The sequence below is a fragment of the Cellulomonas sp. Marseille-Q8402 genome (assembly GCF_965119525.1).
Map to the genome: position 1 here is coordinate 113,426 of NZ_CBCPLX010000001.1, position 24,151 is coordinate 137,576.

At 75.1% G+C, this 24,151-nt stretch carries 18 protein-coding genes; 7 read left to right on the forward strand and 11 right to left on the reverse strand.

Features of this window, described 5'->3' with window-relative positions; all coding sequences use genetic code 11:
* Window positions 1-3 precede the first annotated feature (3 nt).
* The 5 genes from ACWPWW_RS00545 to ACWPWW_RS00565 all read right to left on the reverse strand — a co-directional run bounded on the left by ACWPWW_RS00545 (window position 4) and on the right by ACWPWW_RS00565 (window position 5,994).
* Window positions 4-1,458: a GuaB1 family IMP dehydrogenase-related protein gene (locus ACWPWW_RS00545; RefSeq protein WP_454048402.1), complete on the reverse strand. Its 1,455-nt coding sequence runs from the start codon at window positions 1,456-1,458 to the stop codon at window positions 4-6.
* 73 nt (window positions 1,459-1,531) lie between these two features.
* On the reverse strand, window positions 1,532-2,449 hold the full coding sequence (locus tag ACWPWW_RS00550) for a carbohydrate ABC transporter permease (protein WP_454048403.1): 918 nt from the start codon (window positions 2,447-2,449) through the stop codon (window positions 1,532-1,534).
* Window positions 2,446-3,636: a carbohydrate ABC transporter permease gene (locus ACWPWW_RS00555; protein WP_454048404.1), complete on the reverse strand. Its 1,191-nt coding sequence runs from the start codon at window positions 3,634-3,636 to the stop codon at window positions 2,446-2,448. Before ACWPWW_RS00555 ends, ACWPWW_RS00550 begins: the two co-directional genes overlap by 4 nt.
* 5 nt (window positions 3,637-3,641) lie before the next feature.
* A complete protein-coding gene (locus ACWPWW_RS00560; RefSeq protein ID WP_454048405.1) occupies window positions 3,642-4,913 on the reverse strand; it encodes a sugar ABC transporter substrate-binding protein in 1,272 nt (423 codons plus the stop codon).
* Between the two features lie 55 nt (window positions 4,914-4,968).
* Window positions 4,969-5,994 (reverse strand): LacI family DNA-binding transcriptional regulator, encoded by a 1,026-nt coding sequence (locus ACWPWW_RS00565; RefSeq protein ID WP_454048406.1) that lies wholly within the window; start codon window positions 5,992-5,994, stop codon window positions 4,969-4,971.
* 205 nt (window positions 5,995-6,199) lie between these two features.
* Between ACWPWW_RS00565 and ACWPWW_RS00570 the strand changes: the two genes are divergently transcribed.
* The 4 genes from ACWPWW_RS00570 (at window position 6,200) to pflA (ending at window position 13,804) form a co-directional block, all read left to right on the forward strand.
* The gene (locus ACWPWW_RS00570) at window positions 6,200-8,269 is read left to right on the forward strand and encodes a glycogen debranching N-terminal domain-containing protein (RefSeq protein ID WP_454048407.1); all 2,070 of its coding nucleotides are present in this window, start codon (window positions 6,200-6,202) and stop codon (window positions 8,267-8,269) included.
* A gap of 104 nt (window positions 8,270-8,373) precedes the next feature.
* Window positions 8,374-10,254, forward strand: a complete 1,881-nt coding sequence (dxs, locus tag ACWPWW_RS00575; protein ID WP_454048408.1) for a 1-deoxy-D-xylulose-5-phosphate synthase — start codon at window positions 8,374-8,376, stop codon at window positions 10,252-10,254.
* A gap of 281 nt (window positions 10,255-10,535) precedes the next feature.
* Window positions 10,536-12,803: a formate C-acetyltransferase gene (gene pflB, locus ACWPWW_RS00580; RefSeq protein WP_454048409.1), complete on the forward strand. Its 2,268-nt coding sequence runs from the start codon at window positions 10,536-10,538 to the stop codon at window positions 12,801-12,803.
* A 92-nt stretch (window positions 12,804-12,895) separates the two neighbouring features.
* On the forward strand, window positions 12,896-13,804 hold the full coding sequence (gene pflA, locus ACWPWW_RS00585) for a pyruvate formate-lyase-activating protein (protein WP_454048410.1): 909 nt from the start codon (window positions 12,896-12,898) through the stop codon (window positions 13,802-13,804).
* Here the strand turns inward: pflA and ACWPWW_RS00590 are convergent.
* From ACWPWW_RS00590 to ACWPWW_RS00605, 4 genes are all read right to left on the reverse strand, one after another.
* Window positions 13,801-15,978 carry a 3-hydroxyacyl-CoA dehydrogenase NAD-binding domain-containing protein gene (locus tag ACWPWW_RS00590; RefSeq protein WP_454048411.1) on the reverse strand — a complete coding sequence of 726 codons (2,178 nt, stop codon included), beginning with the start codon at window positions 15,976-15,978 and terminating at the stop codon, window positions 13,801-13,803. The two genes, pflA and ACWPWW_RS00590, sit on opposite strands and share 4 nt — an antisense overlap.
* 126 nt (window positions 15,979-16,104) lie before the next feature.
* Window positions 16,105-17,451, reverse strand: coding sequence for an HRDC domain-containing protein (locus tag ACWPWW_RS00595; protein WP_454048412.1), 1,347 nt, complete (start codon window positions 17,449-17,451; stop codon window positions 16,105-16,107).
* A gap of 77 nt (window positions 17,452-17,528) precedes the next feature.
* A complete protein-coding gene (locus ACWPWW_RS00600) occupies window positions 17,529-18,125 on the reverse strand; it encodes a response regulator transcription factor (RefSeq protein ID WP_454048413.1) in 597 nt (198 codons plus the stop codon).
* A gap of 124 nt (window positions 18,126-18,249) precedes the next feature.
* On the reverse strand, window positions 18,250-18,831 hold the full coding sequence (locus tag ACWPWW_RS00605) for a DUF3000 domain-containing protein (protein WP_454048414.1): 582 nt from the start codon (window positions 18,829-18,831) through the stop codon (window positions 18,250-18,252).
* A gap of 112 nt (window positions 18,832-18,943) precedes the next feature.
* Between ACWPWW_RS00605 and gndA the strand changes: the two genes are divergently transcribed.
* Both gndA and ACWPWW_RS00615 read left to right on the forward strand, forming a co-directional pair.
* Window positions 18,944-20,383, forward strand: a complete 1,440-nt coding sequence (gene gndA / locus ACWPWW_RS00610; protein WP_454048415.1) for an NADP-dependent phosphogluconate dehydrogenase — start codon at window positions 18,944-18,946, stop codon at window positions 20,381-20,383.
* Window positions 20,380-21,642 (forward strand): carboxylate--amine ligase, encoded by a 1,263-nt coding sequence (locus tag ACWPWW_RS00615; RefSeq protein ID WP_454048416.1) that lies wholly within the window; start codon window positions 20,380-20,382, stop codon window positions 21,640-21,642. The genes gndA and ACWPWW_RS00615 overlap by 4 nt, the downstream gene beginning before the upstream one ends.
* A 66-nt stretch (window positions 21,643-21,708) precedes the next feature.
* Here the strand turns inward: ACWPWW_RS00615 and ACWPWW_RS00620 are convergent, their stop codons facing one another.
* Both ACWPWW_RS00620 and ACWPWW_RS00625 read right to left on the reverse strand, forming a co-directional pair.
* A complete protein-coding gene (locus ACWPWW_RS00620; RefSeq protein WP_454048417.1) occupies window positions 21,709-22,194 on the reverse strand; it encodes a hypothetical protein in 486 nt (161 codons plus the stop codon).
* Between the two features lie 9 nt (window positions 22,195-22,203).
* Entirely contained in the window at window positions 22,204-23,013 is an 810-nt protein-coding gene (locus ACWPWW_RS00625) for a dihydrofolate reductase family protein (RefSeq protein ID WP_454048418.1), read from the reverse strand.
* Window positions 23,014-23,077: 64 nt separating this feature from the next.
* On the opposite strand from ACWPWW_RS00625, the gene zapE reads away from it, so the two are divergent.
* Complete coding sequence (zapE, locus tag ACWPWW_RS00630; RefSeq protein WP_454048419.1) at window positions 23,078-24,118, forward strand: cell division protein ZapE; 1,041 nt, start codon at window positions 23,078-23,080, stop codon at window positions 24,116-24,118.
* Window positions 24,119-24,151 lie beyond the last annotated feature (33 nt).

Here is a 24,151-nt window from a genome sequence, read left to right on the forward strand (position 1 = left end):
CGCTCACCAGCCGTCGGGCAGCGGCCGCCCCTCGTCGTACCCGGCGGCGGACTGGATGCCGACCGTGGCGCGCTCGGCGAACTCCGTCAGCGAGGTCGCGCCGACGTAGGTGCAGGACGACCGGACGCCGGAGGTGATCCGGTCGAGCAGGTCCTCCACGCCGGGGCGCTGGGGGTCCAGGTACATCCGCGAGGAGGAGATGCCCTCCTCGTACAGCGCCTTGCGCGCCCGGTCGAAGGCCGACCCGCCGCGCGTGCGGGCGGCGACGGCGCGGGCCGAGGCCATGCCGAACGACTCCTTGTACAGGCGGCCCTCGCCGTCGGCGTGCAGGTCGCCGGGCGACTCGTGCGTGCCCGCGAACCAGGAGCCGACCATGACCTGCGAGGCGCCCGCGGCCAGCGCGAGCGCGACGTCGCGGGGGTGCCGGACACCGCCGTCGGCCCACACGTGCTTGCCGAGCTCGCGCGCCGCGGCGGCGCACTCCAGCACGGCGGAGAACTGCGGCCGGCCGACCGCCGTCATCATGCGCGTGGTGCACATGGCGCCCGGGCCGACGCCGACCTTGACGATGTCGGCGCCCGCGCTGATCAGGTCGCGGGTGCCCTCGGCGGTGACGACGTTGCCGGCGACCACGGGCACCTGCGGGTCGAGCGAGCGCACGGCCTCGAGGGCGTCGAGCATCTTGCGCTGGTGCCCGTGGGCCGTGTCGACGACGAGCACGTCCACCCCGGCGTCGAGCAGCGCGGCGGCCTTGCCTTTGACGTCGCCGTTCACGCCGACGGCCGCGGCGACCCGCAGCCGGCCCTGCGCGTCGAGCGCCGGCGCGTAGATGGACGAGCGCAGCGCACCCACCTGGGTCAGCACGCCGACCAGGCGGCCGTCGCGGACGACGGGGGAGAACTTGCGGCGGGACGCGTGCAGGCGCTCGAACGCCGCCTCGAGCCCGCGGGTGCCGCCGGACTCGACGACGGACAGCTCGACCGTGGTCGGGTCGGCCGACATCACGTCGGCGATCTGGGTGAACCGGTCGACGCCCTCGCAGTCCGCGGGCGTGACGACGCCGACGGGGCGGTCGTCCACGACGACGACGGCCGCGCCGTGCGATCGCTTGCCGATCAGGGTCAGCGCGGTGTGCACGGTGTCCTGCGGGGACACCACGACGGCGCTCTCGACGACCGTGTGCTTGGCCTTGACGGACGCGACCACGTCGGCGACGACCTCGGTCGGGACGTCCTGCGGCAGCACCGCGAGGCCACCGCGGCGGGCGACCGTCTCGGCCATCCGGCGGCCGGCGACGGCCGTCATGTTGGCCACCACCACCGGGATCGTGGTGCCGGTGCCGTCGGGCGCGGACAGGTCCACGTCGAAGCGGGAGGCGACCTCGGAGCGCGACGGGACGAGGAAGACGTCGCCGTAGGTGAGGTCGGAGGTGGGCGAGTGCCCGGGCAGGAAGCGCATAGGTGTGTTCCCCTTTCCACCAGATGCTACCCGGCACCGCGCGGGGCCCCGCCGGGCCCCGCGCAGGCCTGCACTACTCCTTCACAGCGCCGGCGCTCTGGTTCATGATCCGGCGCTGGAACACGAAGAACAGCGCCGCGACGGGGATCGTCATGATCGCCGCCGCCGCCAGCTTCAGCGGGTACTGCGTGCCCTGGGACAGCTGCCCGGACGCCAGCTGTGCGACGCCCTTGGTGAGGGTGACCAGCCGCGGGTCCTGCGAGGCGACGATGAAGTGCGAGAGCTCGTTCCACGACCCCTGGAACGCCAGGATGACGATGGTGATCAGCGCGGGCCGCGCCATCGGCAGCACGACCGACCAGAACACGCGGAAGGTGCCGGCGCCGTCCATCCGCGCGGCCTCCTCGACCGACGGCGGGATCGACTCGAAGAAGTTCTTCATGATGAAGATGCCGGCGGCGTCCGCGAGCAGCGGGATGATCAGGCCGGCGAACGAGTTGTAGATGCCGACCTGCTTGATCACCAGGAACTTCGGGATGAGGAGCACGACGTTCGGCACGGCCATGACGGCCACCAGCCCGGCGAACACCAGGCCGCGCCCGCGGAACCGCAGGCGCGCCAGGGCGTACCCCGCCAGGGAGCTGATGAACACGCGCCCGATCGTGACCACGACGGTGACGACGACGGAGTTCCGGAACCACAGCGGGAAGTCGGAGCGCAGGAACAGCCGCTCGTACGCCGCGGTGGTCCAGGTCCGGGGGAGCAGGGCGACGGCGTTCTGCGCGGCCTCGGCGTCCGACTTGAACGACGTCGCCACCTGGATGAGGAACGGGTACACGTACAGGAGCGCGAGGACGACCAGCACGGCGTACGTGAACGAGGCGGCCAGCACCCGGCGGCGGCTGCGGCGCGGCCGGCCCGCCGTGGCTCCCGGACCGCCGGGCCCGGTGCGCGGCGGGGTGGGGGTCCGGGCTGCGGTCGCGGTGGTCATCGGTCGCTCCCGGACGTCGTGGAGGTGGTGGTGCCGGCGCCCGGCCCGCCGGTGGTGCTCGCGGTGGCCGCGACGGCGGCGGGCGGGGCGGGCGGGTCCCGGTGGAACCGCTTGCGGCGGGGCACGGTGTCCCGGTCCCGCAGCACGATCCGCTGCAGCACGGTGAGGGCCACGATGATCCCGAACAGCACGAACGCGATCGCGGCGCCGCGGCCCCACTCGTTGTTCTGGAACGCGGCGGTGTAGGACAGGTACGCGGGGGTCATCGTCGTCTTGGCGGGGCCGCCCTGGGTGCCGGTGTAGATCTGGTCGAACACCTGCCATGTGCCGATCAGCCCGAGCGTGACGACGGTGAACACGGTGGGCCGGAGCATCGGCAGCGTCACGCGGAAGAACCGTTGCCGGCCGTTCGCGCCGTCCACCAGGGCGGCCTCCTCGACCTCGGCGGAGACGGCCTGCAGGGCGGCGAGGAACAGCAGCATGAACGTGCCGGACGTGGTGAACACCGCGAGCAGGATGAACGCCGACATCGCGACGCTCGGCCCGGCGGCCCACTGCCACAGGGGGATGCCCAGGAAGCCGTGCTGCGCGAGGAACGCGGGGGCCGCGTCGACCCCGAGGGACGCCAGCACCAGGTGCAGCACGCCGTCCGGGTCGTTGAACCAGTTCGGCCCTGTGATCGAGAGCCGCGCGAGGATCCCGTTGATCGTGCCGGACGCGGAGAACAGGAACAGCCACAGCACGGTGATCGCCACGGACGACGTGACCGAGGGGAAGTAGAACGCGGTGCGGAAGAAGCCCTTCCCGCGCAGCGCCTTCCGGTTCACCATCGTCGCCAGGAACAGGGCGAGGGCGGTCTGCAGCGGGACGACGAGCAGGACGTAGTACGCGTTGTTGCGCAGCGCGGTGCCGAAGTCCTGGGTGGCCAGCCCGCCGCCGAGCAGCAGGGTGTCGTAGTTCGCCAGCCCCACGAACGACACGTCCGAGGACAGCGGGCTGCCGCGGCCGCTCCAGTCGGACAGGCTGACCCACAGCGCCATCAGGACGGGCACCACGAGGAACAGCCCGAGGATCACCAGCATCGGGGTGAGGAACAGCCACCCCGACGCGGCCTCGCGGCCCCGGGCGGACCCGGGGCCGCGACGCCGGCGTCGGCGCGGCTGCGCCGTCGACGGCACGGTCGTCATGCTCGTCAGGACGCGTTCTCGTCGAGGACGGCCTGCAGGTTGGTCTGCACCGAGGCCAGGACGGCGGCCGGGTCGCCGGTCTTCAGGCCCTCGAGCTGGGCGTTGAAGTCGGTGATCACGTCGGCCGCGCCGCGGGCGTTGACCACGTTCTGCGCGTAGTCCGCGGAGTCGATGAACGCCGTCATCTCCGGGAACAGCTCCTTCCAGCCGTCGGCGGCCGACCGGACGGACGGCATGACGCCGAACGCCTCGGAGAACGCGAGCTGCTGGTCGGTCGAGGTCAGGTACGCGACCAGGTCGACGGCGTCCTCCTGGTTGTCGGAGTCGGCGGCGACGCCCCAGCAGTTGGTGAACTGCAGCGTGCCCTGGCCGGCCGGGCCCGCGGGCAGCTCGGCGACCCGGTACGCGACGTCCGGGTAGTCGTTCTCCATGGCGCCGGTGATCCAGTTGCCCTCGATGGTCATCGCCGCGGCACCGGTGCCGAACGCCTCGCCGCCCCAGCCCGTGCCGAGGTCGGTGGCGTAGGCGGCGCTGCCGGACGCGAGCATCTGCTGGACGTAGGTCAGGCCCTCGAGGTTCTCGGGGGAGTCGACGGTCGCCTCGGTGCCGTCCTCGTTCGTCATGGTCCCGCCGGCCTGGGCGAGGAACGCGCCGACCCGGGCGTACTCGCCGGAGAACGCGAGGCCGACCTGCCCGTCGGTGGTGAGCGTGCCGGCGACGTCCGTCAGCTGCTCCCAGGTGGTGGGCACGTCGGCGTCGGTGAGCCCCGCGGCCTCCCACGCGGCGGTGTTGATGACCAGGCCCAGCGTCGAGAAGTCCTTGGGGGCGCACACCAGCTCGCCGTCGTAGGTGAACTGGTCGACCAGGCTCGGGTAGAAGTCGTCCGCCGCGTCGAGCTCAGTGCCGTACGGGTGCAGGGAGCCGTTGGACGCGTAGGTCTGGAACTGGTCGGCGCTGACGTAGAACACGTCCGCCGGGTCGCCGGACGCGAAGCCCTGGCTGACCTCCTGCGTGAGGTCGGAGGCCACCTGCACGGTGGCGTCGACGCCCGACTCCTCGGACCAGGCGGCGACGGCCGCCTCGACGGCGTCGGTCTCGGCGTCGCCGGACGACCCGATGAGGATGCTGAGCGAGCCGCCGCCCCCGGAGGCCGCGGCGTCGTCGCCGCCCTCGTCGTCGAAGCCGGAGCCGCCGCAGGCGGTCAGGGCGAGGAGGCCGGCGGCGCCGGCGGCGGTGGACGCCAGCAGGCGCCGTCCTCGCGTGGGGATGGTGTGCATGGGGGTCTCTCCTTCGAGGGTGGTGCGGGTCGTGCGCGGGGGTGGGTCGGACGGGTCAGGGGGTGCGGCTGGACGTGCGCTCGACCAGGTGGGGGGCGAGCAGCACCTCGCGGCTGCGGGTGCCGCCGGTGCCGTCGAGCTGGTCGAGCAGCAGGTCGAGCGAGCGGTGCGCCGCCTCGGTCAGCGGCTGGGCGACCGAGGTGAGGCCGACGGCCGCGGCGACGGGGGTGTCGTCGAAGCCGACCACCGCGAGGTGCGTGCCGTGGCTCCGGGCCACCGTGAGCGCGCCGAGCGCGAGCGAGTCGGAGGCGCACACGACGGCGGTCGGCGCGGTGTCGGCGAGCACGCGCTCGGTCGCCTGGGCGCCGGCGGCGACCCCGTCGGGCACGCGGGCGTGCAGGCGGCGCAGCAGCGCGGCATCGTGCCCGGCGTCGACCATCGCCGACAGCCAGCCGGACGCGCGGTCCTCGCCGACGTCGGAGCCGTCGGGCCAGCCCAGGTAGGCGATGCGCTCGTGGCCGAGCCGGCGCAGGTGCGTGACGGCCGCGTGGGTGCCGGCCGCGCCGTCGACGTCGACCCAGGGGTGCTGCGTCCCGCCGTCCGTGCGCCCCCAGGGCCGGCCGAACGTCACGAACGGGACGTCCCGCTCAGCGAGCCACGCAGTGCGGGCGTCGTCGCGGTGCGTGCTGGTCAGCACGAACGCGTCGAGGTCCGCCGTGTCGAGCAGCTCGCTGTACCCGTCGATCTCGCGCTCGTCGTCGGGAGCGGTGAACAGCATCACCCGGTAGCCGCGGGTCTGCGCGCTCTCGGTGAGCGCGTGCAGGAACCGGTCCAGCACCGCGCCGTTGATCCCGTCGTGCACCGGCTCCAGCCTCAGACCGAGCACGCGGGACCGCCCCGTGCGGAGCTGGCGGGCGGCGGAGGAGGGGCGGTAGCCGAGATCGTCGATCGCGCTGCGCACGCGGTCCGTGGTCTCGGCGCGGACCAGGTGGGGCGCGTTCAGGACGTTCGACACCGTCTGCCGGGACACGCCGGCGCGCTGGGCGACGCTCTCGAGCGTCGGCCTCGCGGTGCTCTCCATGGGGCCCCTTCGGCTCGGATCGGTGCATATGATCGTTCCAAGTGGCGATTGGAACGCTCAAACGATGAGCCCTAGAGTTGCCAGCGCCTCCCGGGCTGTCAAGCCGGGGGGAGTCTGCCCCGGGTCACGATCCGGTCTCGGGGGCAGTCCCGCACCGCTCGCCCCCCGCACCCGCCCGACCGCACCGACCGACGACGAGGTACCCATGGAGCTCCAGCCCCTGCTGCACGACCTGCTGGTGGCGGTGGCCGCCCCGACCCAGGCGTGGTCCGGCCCCGACGGGCAGATCGCCCTCGCCGACGGCCGCGGCGCCCAGGGCGTGTACCACGGGGACGTCCGGGTGCTCGCGGGCGCCCGGCTGACCGTGGGCGGCGTCGTGCCGGAGGCCGTCGCGTCGGGCGCGGACGGCCCCGGCCGGGCCCGCACGGTGCTGCTCGCCCGCTCGGTCGACGGCCCGGGTGCCGATCCCACCGCCCGGCTCGAACGCCTGCGCACCGTCGCCCCGGGCGCGGTCACCGAGGCGCTCACGCTGACCTGCTCGACGGCCGACCCCGTCACGGCCCGGCTCGAGGTCGCGCTGCGCACGGACGGCACGCCGATGGACCGGATCAAGTCCGGCGCCGCCGTCGACGCCGCGCCGGCGCCGGAGGCCGTCGACGGCGGCGCGCGGTGGCAGGCGGACGCCGACGTGGCCGTGCACCTCCAGGCGCCCGGCGCCGAGGTCGCGGTCGACCCGGACGGCACCGTGCACCTCGCGTGGGACGTGCGGGCCGTCACGGGGGACCCGCAGGTCCGGACGTGGTCGCTGGCCGTCACCGACGCGGGCGGCGTCGTCACCGCACCGCGCCGGGCCGAGCCCGAGTGGGCCCCGCCCCGGGTCGAGGCCGCCGACCGCCGGCTGCCCGCCCTGCTGGACCAGGCTCTCGCCGACCTCGGCACCCTGCGGCTCAGCGCGCGGTTCGCGCCGGACGACGTGTTCCTGGCCGCCGGCGCGCCGTGGTTCTTCACCCTGTTCGGCCGGGACTCGATCTGGGCCGCGCGGATGCTGCTGCCGCTCGGCACGGAGCTCGCGGCCGGGACGCTGCGCACGCTCGCCGCGCTGCAGGGCACGACCACGGACCCCGCGACGGCCGAGCAGCCCGGCAAGATCCTGCACGAGGTCCGCCGCGCCGAGCTCTCCATGCCCGGCGAGGGCACGGTGCTGCCGCCCGTCTACTACGGGACCGTCGACGCCACCCCGCTGTGGGTCTGCCTGCTGCACGACGCCTGGCGCTGGGGCATGCCCGCCGCCGAGGTCGAGGCCCTGCTGCCCGCGATGGACCGCGCGCTGACCTGGATGTCCGACCACGGCGACTCCGACGGCGACGGGTTCCTCGAGTACGCCGACGAGACCGGCACGGGCCTGGCGAACCAGGGCTGGAAGGACTCCGGCGACTCCGTGCAGTGGCGGACGGGCGAGTTGGCCGCCGGGCCGATCGCGCTCGCCGAGGTGCAGGGCTACGCGCACGAGGCCGCCGTCGCCGGCGCGGCGCTGCTCGACGCGTTCGGCCGCCCGGGCGGTGACCGGTGGCGCGCGTGGGCGGCGGCGCTGGCCGAGCGGTTCCGGTCGTCGTTCTGGACCTCCGACGAGCGCGGCGCCTACCCCGGCATCGCGCTGGACGCCGACAAGCGCGTCGTCGACACCGTGACCTCGAACATCGGCCACCTGCTCGGCACCGGCCTGCTGTCCGCCGAGGAGGAGGCGACCGTCGCCGCGCGCCTGGTCGGGCCCGACATGGACTCCGGCTACGGGCTGCGGACGATGTCGGCCGGGTCCGCCGGCTACTGGCCGCTGCGCTACCACGGCGGCGCGGTGTGGCCGCACGACACGGCGATCGTCGTGCAGGGCCTGGCCCGCGCGGGGCACGCCCGCGAGGCGGCGGCGCTGGCCGAGGGCCTGCTCGCGGCCGCGCAGGACTTCGACGACCGGCTGCCCGAGCTGTACGGCGGCGACGCCCGGGGCTCCGTGCCGCGCGTGGTGCCGTACCCGGCGGCGTGCCGGCCGCAGGCGTGGTCCGCGGCGGCGGCGGTGTCCGTGCTCGGCGCGGCGCTCGGCCTGCGTCCCGACGTCCCGGGCGGGCGGCTGGACGTCGCACCCCCCGCGCCCGCGCCGCTGGGTGCGGTCCGCGTGCGCGGGCTGCGGCTCGCCGGGCTGCCGCTCGAGGTGCAGGTGCACGCCGACGGCCGCGCCTCGGCCACCGCGGAGGCCGACGTGGCGGTGCACGTCGCGGGGTGATCCCGTGCCGCACCCGCGTGCGGGCGGGCCCGCGGCGAGGTCGCCCCATAGGGTGGGGGCCTCGTGCGCGGGCCGCGCGCACGACGGCGACGGGCGGTGAGGACATGGGGCTGCTGGAGACCATCGGCTCTCCCCGGGACGTCCGGGCGCTGTCGCCCCGGCAGGTGCGGGCGCTGGCCGGCGAGATCCGCGAGTACCTCGTCGACCGTGTCTCCCGCACGGGCGGGCACCTGGGGCCGAACCTCGGGGTCGTCGAGCTCACCCTGGCGCTGCACCGCGTGTTCGACTCGCCGCGGGACACCCTCGTCTTCGACACGGGGCACCAGGCGTACGTGCACAAGCTGCTGACCGGGCGGCAGGACTTCGCCCGGCTGCGCCGCCGCGGCGGGCTGTCCGGCTACCCGAGCCGTGCGGAGTCCGAGCACGACGTCGTCGAGAACTCGCACGCGTCCACCGCGCTGTCCTGGGCCGACGGCATCGCGCGGGCCAACGCCCTGGCGCGCCGCTCCGACCGGCACGTCGTGGCCGTGGTCGGCGACGGCGCGCTCACCGGCGGCATGGCCTGGGAGGCGCTGAACAACATCGCCGACGGCGCCGACCGGCGCCTGGTCGTCGTGGTGAACGACAACGGCCGGTCCTACGCGCCGACGATCGGCGGGCTGGCGCTGCACCTCGACGCCCTGCGCACCACCCGGGGCTACGAGACCGTGCTGTCCTGGGGCAAGCAGGCGCTGCAGCGCTCCGGCCCGCCCGGCCGGGTCGCGTACGACGCGCTGCACGGGCTGAAGAAGGGGATCAAGGACGTCGTCGCCCCGCAGGGCATGTTCGAGGACCTCGGACTCAAGTACGTCGGGCCCGTCGACGGCCACGACGCCGCCGCTGTCGAGTTCGCCCTGCAGCGGGCCCGGGCGTTCGGCGGGCCGGTGATCGTGCACGTCATCACCGAGAAGGGCCGCGGGTACAGCCCGGCCGAGCAGGACGTCGCCGACCGGTTCCACGCCGTCGGGCAGATCCACCCCGAGACCGGCCTGCCCGTGGCGCCGTCCCGGTTCGGCTGGACCGGGGTGTTCGCCGACGAGATCGTCCGGATCGGCCGGCGCCGACCGGACGTCGTGGCCCTGACCGCGGCCATGCTCAACCCGGTCGGGCTCGCCCCGTTCGCGCAGGAGTTCCCGGACCGGACGTTCGACGTCGGCATCGCCGAGCAGCACGCCGTCACGACCGCGGCGGGCATGGCGTTCGCGGGCCTGCACCCGGTGGTCGCCGTGTACGCGACGTTCCTGAACCGGGCGTTCGACCAGGTGCTGATGGACGTCGGCCTGCACCGCGCCGGCGTGACGTTCGTGCTGGACCGCGCCGGGCTGACCGGTGACGACGGGGCGAGCCACAACGGCATGTGGGACCTCGCGATGCTCGGGCTCGTGCCGGGCCTGCGGCTCGCGGCGCCCCGCGACGAGGACACGCTGAGGTCGGCGCTGCGCGCGGCGGTGGACGTCGACGACGCCCCGACGGTGGTGCGCTACCCCAAGGGCGCGCTGACCGAGCCGCTGCCCGCCGTGGACGACGTCGACGGGGTGGACGTCCTGGCCCGGCACGGTGCGCCGGACCGGCCCTCGGTGCTGGTCTGCGGCTTCGGCTCGATGGCCCGCACCGGCCTCGCGCTCGGCGAGCTGCTCGCGGCGCACGGCCTGCGCGTCACCGTCGCCGACCCGCGCTGGGTGCTGCCCGTGCCCGCCGCCCTGGTCAAGCTCGCGGGGGAGCACGACCGCGTCGTCACGATCGAGGACGGCGTCCGCGAGGGCGGCATCGGCTCGGCCCTCGCGCTGCGCGCCCGCGACGCCGGCATCGGCACGCCCGTCCAGGCGTTCGGCGTGCCGCGCCGGTTCCTCGAGCACGCCACCCGCGACGAGCTGCTCACCACCCTGCGCCTCACCCCGCAGGACATCGCCGCCGACGTCCTCGCGGCCCTGACCCCCCGCGCCTGACCCGCAGGGCCCCGCGCGCCTGACCACGCCCGGCTCCCGCCGCCCGCTCCCGCCGCCTCGAGGTCGTCACAACCCGCCGAGGTCGTCAGGCACGAGTGACGACCTCGGCCACGTCTGACGACCTCGCGGTGCCCGGCGCGACGCCGTTCCCGGGCGACGTGAGCGGCGTCACCGTCGCGTCCCCGCCGGTCAGCGCGCCCCCGGGACGGAGGTCCCAAGACATCCCATGACCTCGTGAATAGCGTCACGAGTACGACGCACTCAGCGAGGGAGCCCCACACATGTCCACCACCGCAGTACCTCAGACCGGCACCGACGCCACCGCGGGTGCCTGGGACGGATTCGTCGCCGGACCCTGGTGCGACGGCATCGACGTCCGCGACTTCATCCAGCGCAACTACACGCCGTACACCGGCGACGCCGCGTTCCTCGCCGGGCCGACGGAGCGCACCACGGGCATCTGGGCGAAGCTGTCCGCGATGTTCCCGGCGGAGCGGGCCAAGGGCGTCTACGACATCGACAACCACACCCCGTCGACGATCGTGTCGCACGGCGCCGGCTACATCGACCAGGCCAACGAGCTGATCGTCGGCCTGCAGACCGACGCCCCGCTCAAGCGCGCCATGTTCCCCAACGGCGGCTGGCGCATGGTCGAGAAGTCGCTCGAGACCTACGGCTACGACGTGGACCCCGAGGTCGCGAAGACCTTCACGACCTACCGCAAGACGCACAACGACGGCGTCTTCGACGTGTACCCCCCGAACGTGCGCGCCGCGCGCTCGTCGCACATCATCACCGGCCTGCCGGACGCCTACGGCCGCGGCCGGATCATCGGCGACTACCGCCGCGTCGCGCTGTACGGCGTCGACGCCCTGATCGAGGCCAAGCGCCTGGAGCGCCACGAGCTCGACATGGAGCCGTCCGTCGAGGACGTCATCCGGGACCGCGAGGAGAACGCGGAGCAGATCCGCGCCCTGCAGGAGCTCAAGCGGATGGCCGCCTCGTACGGCTTCGACATCTCCCGGCCGGCGACCACCGCCCACGAGGCGGTCCAGTGGCTGTACTTCGCGTTCCTCGGCGCGGTCAAGGAGCAGAACGGCGCGGCGATGTCGCTGGGCCGCACCTCGACGTTCCTCGACGTGTTCATCCAGCGTGACCTCGCCTCGGGTGCGATCGACGAGCGGTTCGCGCAGGAGCTCATCGACGACTTCGTGATCAAGCTGCGCATCGTGCGGTTCCTGCGCACCACGGAGTACGACAACCTGTTCTCGGGCGACCCGACGTGGGTCACCGAGTCGATCGGCGGCATCGGCGAGGACGGCCGGCCGCTGGTGTCCAAGACGTCGTTCCGGTTCCTGCAGACCCTGTACAACGTCGGCCCGGCCCCGGAGCCGAACCTCACCGTGCTGTGGAGCAACCGGCTGCCGGAGGGCTTCAAGAAGTTCTGCGCGCAGGTGTCCATCGACACCTCCGCGATCCAGTACGAGTCGGACGACCTGATCCGCACCTCGTGGGGCGACGACGCGGCCATCGCGTGCTGCGTGTCCCCGATGCGGGTCGGCAAGCAGATGCAGTTCTTCGGCGCCCGCGTGAACATCGCCAAGGCCCTGCTCTACGCGATCAACGGCGGCCGCGACGAGATCACTGGCAAGCAGGTCGCGCCGGTCAGCGCACCCGTCGTCGGCGACGTGCTCGACTACGACGACGTCGCGGCCAAGTACGACACGCTGCTCGACTGGCTGGCCGAGACCTACGTCGACGCCCTCAACTGCGTGCACTACATGCACGACAAGTACGCGTACGAGCGGCTCGAGATGGCGCTGCACGACCGCACCATCCTGCGCACCATGGCGTGCGGCATCGCCGGCCTGTCCGTCGTCGCCGACTCCCTGTCCGCGATCAGGTACGCCACGGTGCACCCGGTGCGCGACGAGGACGGCCTCGTCACGGACTACGTGATCGAGGGCGACTTCCCGGCCTACGGCAACGACGACGACCGCGCGGACGACATCGCGGTGGAGATCGTGAAGTCGTTCATGGCGAAGATCCGCCAGCACAAGACGTACCGGGACGCGCTGCACACGCAGTCGGTGCTGACCATCACGTCGAACGTCGTCTACGGCAAGGCCACGGGCAACACTCCCGACGGCCGCCGCGCCGGCGAGCCCTTCGCCCCGGGCGCCAACCCGATGAACGGGCGGGACTCGCACGGCATGCTCGCCTCCGCGATGTCGGTCGCGAAGCTGCCGTACTCCGAGGCGATGGACGGCATCTCGCTCACCTCGACGGTCGTGCCCTCGGGCCTCGGCCGCACCAAGGAGGAGCAGGTGGCGAACCTGGTGGGCCTGATGGACGCGTACAACGTGTCGTCCGGGTACCACCTCAACGTCAACGTGCTGAACCGGGACACCCTCGAGGACGCCATGGAGCACCCCGAGAAGTACCCGCAGCTCACCATCCGGGTCTCCGGCTACGCCGTGAACTTCGTCCGGCTCACGCGCGAGCAGCAGCTCGACGTGCTGTCCCGGACGTTCCACGGCGGGGTCTGAGACCCGGGGGTGCCCGCCGGGGGAGCAGCCCCGGCGGGCACCCGCCCCCCACCACCCGACCCACCTGCAGCGGCAACCCGGAGGAGGTCCCGATGACCAGCACCGTCGAGCACGAGGCGCCCGGGTCCGTCCCCGGCCCGCAGGAGGGCGCCCCGGTGATCGAGCTGGGCATCCCCGTCACCGGCGGGTCGCACCACCGCTCCACCTCCGGCACCGCGGGGCTCGAGATCAGCGACGCGGACCGCAGCGAGAGGTTCGCGCAGATGCGCGCCGGGGAGCTCGGGTCGCTGCACTCGTGGGAGCTCGTCACCGCGGTCGACGGCCCCGGCACCCGGCTGACCACCTTCCTGTCGGGCTGCCCGCTGCGCTGCCTGTACTGCCACAACCCCGACACCATGGAGATGCGCCGCGGCGAGCCCGTCCTGGTGACGGAGCTGCTCCGGCGGGTCGAGCGGTACCGCGGCGTGTTCGGCGCGACCGGCGGCGGCCTCACCGTCTCCGGCGGCGAGCCGCTCATGCAGCCGGCGTTCGTGGCGCGCCTCCTGCGCGGCGCGAAGGAGCTCGGCGTGCACACCGCGATCGACACGTCCGGCTACCTCGGCGCGCACTGCACCGACGCGATGCTCGAGGACGTCGACCTAGTGCTGCTCGACGTGAAGTCCGGCATCCCCGAGACGTACCGGCGGACCACCGGCCGGGACCTGCAGCCGACGCTCGACTTCGGCCGCCGCGTCGCCGCGAGCGGCACCGAGATCTGGGTCCGGTTCGTGCTGGTCCCCGGGCTGACCGACGCCGAGGAGAACGTCGACGCCGTCGCCGGCTACGTCGCCACCCTGCCGACCGTGAGCCGCGTCGAGGTGCTCCCGTTCCACCAGATGGGGCAGGACAAGTGGCGCGCGCTCGGCATGCCGTACGAGCTCACCGGCACGCAGCCGCCGAGCCCCGAGCTCGTCGCCCGGGTGCGGCAGCAGTTCCGCGACCGCGGTCTGACGGTGTTCTAGGCCGCCGACCCCGCGTCCGCCACGCCGGGCGGCAGCAGCCGCCGGCCGAGCACCCGCTCCGACCAGCCCTCCCGGTCCAGGTAGGGGCAGATCCCGCCGAGGTGCGCCGGCCACCCGGCGCCGAGCAGCATCGCCAGGTCCACCTGCTCCGCCGAGGGCACGACGCCCTCGTCGAGCAGCAGCCCGATCTCCTCGGCGAGGCCGCGGGCCACGCGCTCCCGCACGGCCGCCTCCTGCTCGGTGCGGGACCCCGGGGCGGCGGCCGCGCCGAACGCGTCCTGGATCGCCGGGTCCACCTCCGCGAGGCCCCCGGCACCGCGCCGGGCCACCGTCCGGCCGTCGTCGACCAGGCGGTCCAGCCCCGGCGAGCGGGGGTACCGGTCGCCGAGCTCGTCGTGCAGCGTGACCAGCACGTGCCGGGCGACCGGCAGCCCGACCAGCTGCAGCAGCGCGAACGGGCTCATCGGCAGCCCGAGCGGCCGCAGGGCGGTGTCGGCGACCGGCACGGGGATGCCGTCCTCGACCGCGCCGAGCACGTCGGCGAGCATCCGCAGCAGCACCCGGTTCACGACGAAGCCGGGGCGGTCGGTGGTGCGGACCACGGTCTTGCCGGCGCGCCGGGCGACGTCCACGGCCGTGGCGAGCGCGGCGTCGTCGGACGACGGCGTGGCGACGACCTCGACCAGCGGCATCTGCGCGACCGGGTTGAAGAAGTGCAGGCCCACGACCCGCTCCGGGTGCGTCAGGCCGTCGGCCATCGCGGTGACCGACAGGGCGGACGTGTTCGTGGCGAGCACGCAGTCGGGCCGGACCAGGCCCTCCAGCTCCGCGAACACGGCTCGCTTCACGTCCAGCACCTCGGTCACGGCCTCGACGACGAGGTCGGCGTCGGCGAGCTCGGCCAGGTCGGTGCCGACCCGCACCCGGTCCACCAGGCGGCGGGCGGCGTCCTCCGGGAGCTTCCCCCGGGCGACGGCCTGCTCCGCCAGGTCCCGCACCCGGTCCCGGCCCGCGGCGGCCCGCTCCTCGTCCACCTCGCGCATCGTGACGGGCACGTCCAGGCGGGTGCCGAGCAGCACGGCCAGCTGCGCGGCCATGAGCCCGGCGCCGACGATCCCGACCCGGCGCACCGGGCGGGGCTCGGCCCCGGTGTCGGACCGGGCGGCCCGGCGGGCGCCCCGGCCGGTGAGCTCGGCGGCGTACAGGGCGGCGCGCGCCTGGTCCGACATCAGCAGCTCGGCGAGCGCGACGTCCTCGGCGCGGAAGCCGGCCTCGCGGTCCCGCGTGCCGGCGCGGGCCAGCAGGTCGAGCACGTGCGCGTAGGCGGGAGCGGCCCCGTGCAGCCGGGCGTCCAGGGTGGCGGCGGCGTGCGCCACCGGGTCGGGATCGCCCTCGGGCACGGGCGGGACGGCGGCGTCGCGGCGGTCCGGAGAGCCGGCGCGCAGCAGGCCGGCGGTCCACGCCAGCGCCGACTGCTCGAACCCCTCGACGGGCAGCACGGCGTCCACGAGGCCGAGCTCCAGCGCCTGCTCCGCGGAGGTGAGGCGGTTGCCTGCCAGAGGCCGCAGCACGGCGAGGTCGACGGCGGCGGGCAGGCCGACCAGCCGGGGGAGCAGCCAGCACCCGCCCCAGCCGGGGACGATGCCGAGCGACGCCTCGGGCAGCCCGAGGGACCGGATCCCGGCGGCGGCGACGCGGTGGTCGCAGTGCAGCGCGAGCTCCAGGCCGCCGCCGAGCGCGTGCCCGGTCAGCCAGGCGAACGTCGGGACGGGCAGCTCGCCGAGCAGCCGCAGCGCGGCGTGGCCGGCCTCCGCCAGCGCGCGGGTCCGGGCCAGGTCCTGCAGGCCCCGCGCGACGGTCAGGTCCGCGCCGGCGACGAAGCACCCGGGACGGCCGGTCACCGCGACCGCGGCGATCTCCCCGGCCTCCGCGCGGGCACGCAGCGCGACGAGCGCGTCGTGCAGCACCGCGAGCCCGCGGGGCCCGAGCGTCGTGGGCCGGCTCGGGTCTGTGGCGGTGAGCGTGAGGACGGCGAGCACACCGCCGTCGTCGGGCAGCGTGACGTCCCGGGCGTCGACCCGCAGCACGTGCGGGTCGGGCTCCGCCGGGAGGGCGGACGGCCCGGGGCGGGGGGCGGACGACGAGGACTGCTCGGTGGTGCCGACGTGGCGCATGCGCTCTCCGGGTTCGGGCTGGACTGCGGTGTCCGACGGAACACCGCGACCCTAGCCGCGCCCGCCCGCGCTGTCGCGGAGAGGCGGACCCCCGGCGCGCCGCCGGTCAGGACGGCGCGCCGCAGGTCAGGCGGGTGCGCCCTGCGCCGCGAACGCCTCCGCGAGCCGCGGCGCGATCAGCGCGATCTGCCAGGGCCGGGCGCCGCCGGCCGCGAGGCGCTCGGCGAGGTGCTGCTCGTCGGCGGGCGCCGGCGGCGACCAGCAGACCCGGCGCAGCAGGTCGGGCTGCAGCAGGTTCTCGGCGGGCACCTGGTGGGTCGCGGAGAGGTCGGCGACGACGGCGCGCGCCGCGAGGAGCCGCTCGTTGGCGGCGGGGTCGCGGTCGGCCCAGGCGCGCGGCGGCGGCGGGCCGTCGGTGCGGGGTCCGCGGCTGCTCGGCAGCTGGTCGTCCGGGAGCGCGAGCCCCTCGTCGATCGCCCGCTGCCACAGCGCGGCGCGCCGGCGGGTGCCCTTGCCGGAGAACGCGGGCAGCGCGACGAGCGCCGGCACCGAGCGGGGCAGCGCCTGCGCGGCGGCGACGATGGCGGCGTCGGGCAGCACCCGGCCCGGCGAGATGTCGCGCTGGCGGGCGTTCTCGTCGCGGGTCTCCCACAGCGAGCGCACGACGGCGAGCCGCCGCGGGTCGCGGATGGCGTGCACGCCGGACACCCGGCGCCAGGCCTCGACGCGCGGGGCGGGCGGCGGCGCGAGCCGCACGGCCTCGAACTCCTCGGCGGCCCACTGCGCCTTGCCGGCGAGGGCCAGGCGCTCGGCGAGCACCTCGCGCAGCTCGACCAGCACCTCGACGTCGAGCGCCGCGTACCGCAGCCACTGCTCGGGCAGGGGGCGCGTCGACCAGTCGACGGCCGAGTGCTCCTTGGCCAGGCCGAGGCCGAGCAGCTCGGCGACGACGGCGGCCAGGCCGACCCGCTCCAGGCCGAGCAGCCGGGCGCCGAGCTCGGTGTCGAACACCCGGCTGGGCCGCATGCCCTGCTCCGCGAGCGCGGGCAGGTCCTGCGACGCGGCGTGCAGCACCCACTCGACGCCGACCAGGGCGTCGGACAGCGCGGACAGGTCGGGCAGCGCGGCCGGGTCGATCAGGGCGGTGCCGGCGCCCTCGCGCCGCACCTGCACCAGGTAGTTGTGCTGGCCGTACCGGTAGCCGGACGCGCGTTCGGCGTCGACGGCCACGGGGCCGGTGCCGGCGCCGAACGCCTCGACGACCCGGGCGAACGCCTCGGGGGTGTCGACGACGGCGGGCACGCCCTCGGCGGGCTCGGTCAGCGGGATGATCACCGGTGCCGGGGCGGCGTCGACGCCGTGGGCGCCGTCCAGGTCGCCGGCGGGGGCGGCGGCCGGCTCGGTGAGGTCGGCGCCGGCCAGGGCGGGGTCGTCGTCGGCCGGGGTGCCGGCCGGGTGCGGGACAGACTGCATGGGACAACCGTAGGCCGTCGGCGGGGCCCGGCCGGCACGCCGCGCAGGGACGCCGGTGCCGGCCGGGAGCAGCCGGCTCAGGCCAGGAGGCCCGTGCGGATCGAGATGGCGACCAGGGCGGCGCGGTCACCCGTGCCGAGCTTGCGGGAGATCCGGGCCAGGTGGCTCTTGACCGTCAGGGCGGACAGCCCGAGCTCCTCGCCGATCGCGCGGTTGCTGCAGCCGTCCGCGACCAGGCGCAGGACGCTGAGCTCCCGGGACGTGAGGTCGGGGCGCGCCCGGGCGAACGGGGAGGGCACGGCGCCGGGGGCGGACCCGGGCGGGCCGACCGTCGCGTTCGGCTCGGTGGCGACCGCGCCCCGCAGGCCGCCGGTCAGCAGGCCGACCAGGTCGCGGCGGCCCGCACGGCGGGCGAGCAGGATCACGCGGCCGGAGCCGCGGCGTCGCAGGTTGCGCACCAGGGTCTGGCCGTCGCCCTCGGCGAGCTCGGTGACCACGACGCACATCTGGCCGAGCGGGCGGCGGCGCGGGTCGGTCTGGGTGCCCGTGCCCGCGGCGGTGCCGAGGGGTCGGCGCCCCTGCGGGGCGAGCGTGGCGGCGCGGGCGCCGGCTGCCGCGGCGGCCTGGGTGCCCGGCGCGAGGCCGGGGCCTCGACGGATCGGCTCGATGCTCACTGCGGTGCCCCCTCGACGGTCCACGATCTTGACCCCTCTATCGGCCCGCCACCCCGTTGTCTTGAGCACATCGGGTGACATCGTGACCCCGCCGTGACCGGGCTGTCACGGGTGCTGGTGCCCGCTAGTGGTGCGGTCCGAGCGCGACGACCCCCTCGGGGAGGGGCGGCAGGCCTGCGACGGTGCACAGCAGCACGCCCCAGGCGCGCAGGTGCGGGGCCAGGTCCTCGTCACGCGCCGTCCAGGACGCGCGCAGCTCGAGCTCGCAGAGCTCCGGGCGCTCGTCCAGGGCGCCGAACGACTGCGACAGCACGCGGGTGACGGTCCCGCCGGCCGCGCGGACGTCGACGTCGGCGGTCGCGAGCGCGTCCGAGAACCAGCTCCACGCGACCTCGGCGAGCAGCGGGTCCTGGCCGACCTCGGGCTCGAGCGTCGCCCGCACCAGGGTCACGAGCCGGAACGCGCCGTCCCAGGCCTCCTGGCCGGCGGGGTCGTGCAGGACGACGAACCGGCCGGAGGCGAGCTCGTCGGCCTCGGGGTCGCGGCGGCTGCTGCGCACCTCCGCCACCAGGGCGGCGGTGTAGGGCGCGATCCGGGTGGGGCCGGGCGCCTCCTCCAGGGAGACCTCCGGGCGCAGCGTGACGCCCCGCAGCGACCGCAGCGCGCGCAGGAACTCCGGTGGCGCGTCTCGGGGGCCGGTGCTCACGAGGCCGAGCGTAGGGGCGGACCGCCCGCGCAGCGGGCGCGGCACGCCGGTGGCCGACCCCGCGGACTAGGGTGAGGACGCCCTGGCACCGCCTTCGAAGGAGCACCCGCGCATGTCTGCACCCGCCGCACAGATCGGTGTGACCGGCCTGGCCGTCATGGGCCGCAACCTGGCCCGCAACCTCGCCCGGCACGGCTACACCGTCGCGGTGCACAACCGCTCGAACGCCCGCACCGAGTCGCTGGTCGCCGACCACGGCGACGAGGGCACGTTCGTGCCGTCGGCCTCGACGGAGGAGTTCGTGGCCTCGCTGGAGCGGCCCCGGAAGATCATCGTGATGGTCAAGGCGGGCGGCCCGACCGACGCCGTGATCGACGAGCTGGTGCCCCTGCTCGACGAGGGCGACATCGTCATCGACGCGGGCAACGCGCACTTCCCGGACACCCGGCGCCGCGAGGCCGCGCTCCGGGCCCGCGGCCTGCACTTCGTCGGCACCGGCGTCTCCGGCGGCGAGGAGGGCGCCCTGAACGGCCCGTCGATCATGCCCGGCGGCTCCCGCGAGTCCTACGAGGTGCTCGGCCCGATCCTCGAGGACATCTCGGCCAAGGTCGACGGCACCCCGTGCTGCACCTACGTCGGCCCCGACGGCGCCGGGCACTTCGTCAAGATGGTGCACAACGGCATCGAGTACGCCGACATGCAGCTGATCGCCGAGGCGTACGACCTGCTCAAGCAGGGCCTGGGCGCGAGCGCCGCGGAGATCGCGGACATCTTCCGCACGTGGAACGAGGGCGACCTCGAGTCGTTCCTCATCGAGATCACCGCCGAGGTGCTCTCGCAGGTCGACGCGGCGACCGGCCGGGCGTTCGTGGACGTGGTGCTGGACCAGGCGGAGCAGAAGGGCACCGGCCGCTGGACCGTGCAGAACGGCCTCGACCTGGGCGTGCCGATCACCGGCATCGCGGAGGCCACGTTCGCGCGCGCCCTGTCCGGCTCGGTCCCGCAGCGCACCGCCGCGCTGGGCACGCTGCCCGCGCACGCCGGGCCGTTCGAGGTCGTCGACCGCGACGCCTTCATCGAGGACGTGCGCCTGGCGCTGTACGCCTCGAAGGTCGTCGCGTACTCGCAGGGCTTCGACCAGATCGCGGCGGCGTCGGCGGAGAACGGCTGGGACATCGACCGCGGCGCCATGGCCCGCATCTGGCGCGGCGGCTGCATCATCCGCGCCCGGTTCCTCAACCGGATCACCGAGGCCTACGAGCGCGACGCCCACCTGCCGCTGCTGCTGGCCGACGAGTACTTCACCGGCGCCGTGGGCAACGGCGTCCAGGCGTGGCGCCGGGTCGTGGCCCAGGCCGCCCTCGCCGGCGTGCCGACCCCCGCGTTCTCGTCCTCGCTGTCGTACTACGACGGCGTCCGCGCCGAGCGGCTCCCGGCCGCGCTGATCCAGGCGCAGCGGGACTTCTTCGGCGCGCACACGTACCGCCGCACCGACCGCGACGGCACGTTCCACACCGACTGGTCCGGCGACCGCACCGAGCAGCCCGCGTGAGCGCTGGGACGACGGCCGCCGAGGTCCCGGGCCTGCAGCCCGTCATCCTCGGGGCCGACATCGGCGTGTACGCGCTCGCCCGGGCGTTCCACGAGCAGTACGGCGTGCGGTCGGTCGTCGTGAGCGGGGCGGCCCTCGGGCCGGTCGCGCACTCGGCGATCCTGGACAACGTCCTGGTGGCCGACGGCCACGACCCGCGTCAGCTGGTCGACGCGCTGCTGCGGGTCGCCCGCGAGCAGGCCGGCCGGCGGCTGGTGCTGCTGGCGAACTCCGACTGGCTGGTCCGGGTGGTCGTGCAGCACCGCGACGAGCTCGAGCCGCACTACGTGGTGCCGTTCCTCGGCGAGGAGCTGATGGACCGGCTGTCGGACAAGGCGACCTTCGCGGAGATCGCCACCGACCTCGGCATCGCCGTGCCGCGCACGATCGTCCAGGACTTCGCGCTCGCCGACGACCCCGCGTGGTCGCCGGTGCCGGTGGACGTCGGCTACCCGCTGATCGCCAAGGCGGCCAGCAGCGCCGACTACCAGGAGGTGTCGTTCCCGGGGAAGAAGAAGGTCTTCGAGATCGGCTCCGCCGACGAGCTCGACGCCCTGTGGGCCTCGCTGCGGGCCGCCGGCTACCGCGGGCGGTTCGTCGTCCAGGAGCTGGTCCCGGGCGACGACACCCAGATGCGGTCGATCACCGCGTACGTGGACAGCCGCGGGGAGATCACCCTGCTGTGCTCGGCGCACGTGCTGCTCGAGGAGCACACCCCGTCCGGCCTGGGCAACCCGGCCGCGATGGTCGTGACCCGCGAGGACGCCATGCTCGACCAGGCGCGGACGTTCCTGCGCGGTGTCGGGTACGTCGGGTTCGCCAACTTCGACGTGAAGGTCGACCCGCGCGACGGGTCGTTCCGGTTCTTCGAGGTCAACCCGCGGATCGGGCGGAACAACTACTACGTGACCGCCGCCGGGGCGAACGTCGCCCGGTTCCTCGTGGAGGACCGGGTACTCGGCCACGCCGTCGAGCCGGTCGTGGTGGACACCGAGGTGCTGTACTCGATCCTCCCGCACCGCCTGCTGCTGAAGTACGTGCTGGACCCGGCGCTGGCCGGGCGGGTCCGGGGGCTCATCCGGGCGAGGCGGGTGGCGCACCCGCTCCGGTACGCGCGGGACGCCGGCCCGCGGCGGCGGTGGTACGCGCTCGCCGCGGCGGTGAACCAGGTGCGCAAGTTCCGCCGGTACTACCCGGAGGTCACGGGCACCGGGTTCTGACCCGCCAGCACGCGCCGACGGCCGCCCCTCCCTGCCCGGGAGCGGCGGCCGTCGTGCTGCGCGGCGTCAGCCCAGCTCGGACGTGCCCGAGTAGAGGTGCAGCACGGGGACCTGCAGCTCGTCGCGGGCGCGGGACGCCCAGTCCCGGTGGAACGTGTCCTCGAGGGCGTGCGGGTAGGTCACGACCACGACCTCGCGGGCACCCTCGGACGCGACGGCGGCGCGCAGCGCGGGCAGCGGGTCGTCGTCGACGACGGTGCCGGTGGCGGTGACGCCGGCCTCCGCGAACGCGGCGAGGCTCTCGGCGAGCTGCTCGGCGGCGTCGGCCGTCGCCTCGGACGCCTCGGGCTCGCGGCCCAGGACGGTGTCGAGCGCCTCGCGGAGCTCGCCGAAGCTGAGCTGGTCGACCAGCGACACGAGCACGTTGCGCTCGGTGTCGGCGGGGACGAGCACGCGGTACTCCAGCGTCTCGCCGTCGTGCAGGGCGACGATGTGCGAGACGTCGGCCGAGGCCAGGGTGTCCTCCGTGAGGACCAGGATCGTGTCGGTCACGGATCGACCCTAGCGGGCGTCGGCGCTGCTCACGCGGTGGGGGAGCTGCCACCGGCCGAGCAGCATGCCCGCGTGGTGCAGCAGGTGCGCGGCGCGTGCGGGCACCGGTCCGATCCAGCCCGGGCCCTGCACCGCGCGCAGGGCCGGACCGCCCACCACCAGCGGGCTGGTGGTGAGGCACAGCTCGTCGACCAGGTCCGCCTGCACCAGGTCGGTGAGCAGCCGCGGACCGCCCTCGGCGAGCACCCGGGCGAGCCCGCGGGCGGCGAGCGCGGCGAGCGCCGCCGGCAGGTCGACGGTCGCCCCGCCGGTCACGAGCACGCGGTCCTCGCCGAGCTCGGCGCGGAGCTCGGCCAGGCGCGGGCAGGCGCTGGACGTGACGACGTACGGCGGCCGGTCGGTGCCGCGCAGCCCCGGCGGCAGGTCGCCCGACACGGTGACCAGCGCGAGCTCGAGGTCCGGCGCCTGACCCCGGGCGGCGCGCGCGTCCCGCAGGTCGGCCGGGACGGCGAGCGGCGTGTAGCCCTCGGCGCGCGCGGTGCCGGCCCCGACCAGCACGACGTCGGCGACCGCCCGCATCACCCGGAACACCCGCCAGTCGGCGGGGCCGTTGATGCTGCGGGACCGGCCGTCCGGGCCCTGCGCGGCGCCGTCCAGCGTGGCGATCATGTTGGCCCGCACCGCGGCCGCGCGCCCCGGCGCGGGGGCGGGGTGCGCGTACAGCTCGTGCAGCACCGGCTCGCCCGGCTCCGGTGCCAGCGTGACGCCGGCGCGGTCGAGGGGCAGCAGCACGTCCAGGGGCGGGAGCTCGCGGGGCATGCGGTCAGGCTAGTCGGCGGACCCGCCTCGCCTCCGTGCGCGGCCCGGCCTAGGCTGTGCGGCCGTGACCCCCAGCCCCGCCACCCCGACGACGGCCAGCCTCACCGCCCGGCGCCCCGAGGTGGCGCCCGACCGGCTGCTGGCCGAGCGCGTCCCGCCCCGGCACTTCGCGGACGAGTCGTTCGACACCTACCGCCCCGACCCGCAGTACCCGAGCCAGGCCGCCGCGGTGGCGCGGCTGCGCGACGTCGCGGCCGAGCTGCAGCGCGGGTCGTCCGGCGGCGGGCTGCGCTGGTTCCGCCGCCGGCCCGCGCCGGTGCCGGCGGTGTACCTGGACGGCGGGTTCGGCGTCGGCAAGACCCACCTGCTCGCCTCCCTCGCGACGGCGCTCGGCCCGGAGGCGTCCGCGTACGGCACCTTCGTCGAGTACACGAACCTGGTCGGCGCGCTGGGGTTCCGCCCGACCGTCGACGCCCTCGCCACCCGCCGGCTGGTGTGCATCGACGAGTTCGAGCTCGACGACCCGGGCGACACCGTGCTGATGTCGCGGCTGCTGCGGGAGCTGACCGACCGCGGGGTGGCGCTCGCGGCCACGTCCAACACGCTGCCGGAGTCGCTCGGCGAGGGCCGGTTCGCGGCCGACGACTTCCTGCGCGAGATCCAGGACCTGTCGGACCGGTTCGAGGTGCTGCGCATCGACGGCCAGGACTACCGGCGGCGCGAGGCCGTGACGGACGCGCCCGGGCTCGCGGACGACGCGGTGCGGGCCGCGGTCGACGGGGTGGCCGGCGCGACGCTGGACGACTTCGCCGGGCTGCTCGCGCACCTCGCGACGGTGCACCCCTCGCGGTACGGCGCGCTGCTGGACGGCGTCGACCTGGTCGGGCTCACCGGCGTCGGGCCGGTGCCCGACCAGGACGTGGCGCTGCGGCTGGTCGTGCTGGTGGACCGGCTGTACGACCGCGACGTCCCGGTGCTGCTCGGCGGCGCGGGTGAGTCCGGGCTGTTCACGGAGCAGATGCTCTCCGGCGGCTACCGCAAGAAGTACTTCCGCGCGCTCTCCCGCCTGGGCTCCCTGGCCGAGCGCGGCCGCGCGCGCGCCTGACCCCGTGCGGTGGAAGGTCCGGACCGACACGCC

What these genes read in the sequence shown, in the direction of transcription:
- gndA (WP_454048415.1), top strand. Translation starts at nt 18,944, where the DNA reads ATGTCTGCACCCGCCGCACAGATCGGTGTGACCGGCCTGGCCGTCATG.
- ACWPWW_RS00560 (WP_454048405.1), bottom strand. Translation starts at nt 4,913, where the DNA reads ATGCACACCATCCCCACGCGAGGACGGCGCCTGCTGGCGTCCACCGCC.
- ACWPWW_RS00570 (WP_454048407.1), top strand. Translation starts at nt 6,200, where the DNA reads ATGGAGCTCCAGCCCCTGCTGCACGACCTGCTGGTGGCGGTGGCCGCC.
- ACWPWW_RS00555 (WP_454048404.1), bottom strand. Translation starts at nt 3,636, where the DNA reads ATGACGACCGTGCCGTCGACGGCGCAGCCGCGCCGACGCCGGCGTCGC.
- dxs (WP_454048408.1), top strand. Translation starts at nt 8,374, where the DNA reads ATGGGGCTGCTGGAGACCATCGGCTCTCCCCGGGACGTCCGGGCGCTG.
- pflA (WP_454048410.1), top strand. Translation starts at nt 12,896, where the DNA reads ATGACCAGCACCGTCGAGCACGAGGCGCCCGGGTCCGTCCCCGGCCCG.
- ACWPWW_RS00595 (WP_454048412.1), bottom strand. Translation starts at nt 17,451, where the DNA reads ATGCAGTCTGTCCCGCACCCGGCCGGCACCCCGGCCGACGACGACCCC.
- ACWPWW_RS00590 (WP_454048411.1), bottom strand. Translation starts at nt 15,978, where the DNA reads ATGCGCCACGTCGGCACCACCGAGCAGTCCTCGTCGTCCGCCCCCCGC.
- ACWPWW_RS00625 (WP_454048418.1), bottom strand. Translation starts at nt 23,013, where the DNA reads ATGCCCCGCGAGCTCCCGCCCCTGGACGTGCTGCTGCCCCTCGACCGC.
- pflB (WP_454048409.1), top strand. Translation starts at nt 10,536, where the DNA reads ATGTCCACCACCGCAGTACCTCAGACCGGCACCGACGCCACCGCGGGT.
- ACWPWW_RS00550 (WP_454048403.1), bottom strand. Translation starts at nt 2,449, where the DNA reads ATGACCACCGCGACCGCAGCCCGGACCCCCACCCCGCCGCGCACCGGG.
- ACWPWW_RS00545 (WP_454048402.1), bottom strand. Translation starts at nt 1,458, where the DNA reads ATGCGCTTCCTGCCCGGGCACTCGCCCACCTCCGACCTCACCTACGGC.
- ACWPWW_RS00565 (WP_454048406.1), bottom strand. Translation starts at nt 5,994, where the DNA reads ATGGAGAGCACCGCGAGGCCGACGCTCGAGAGCGTCGCCCAGCGCGCC.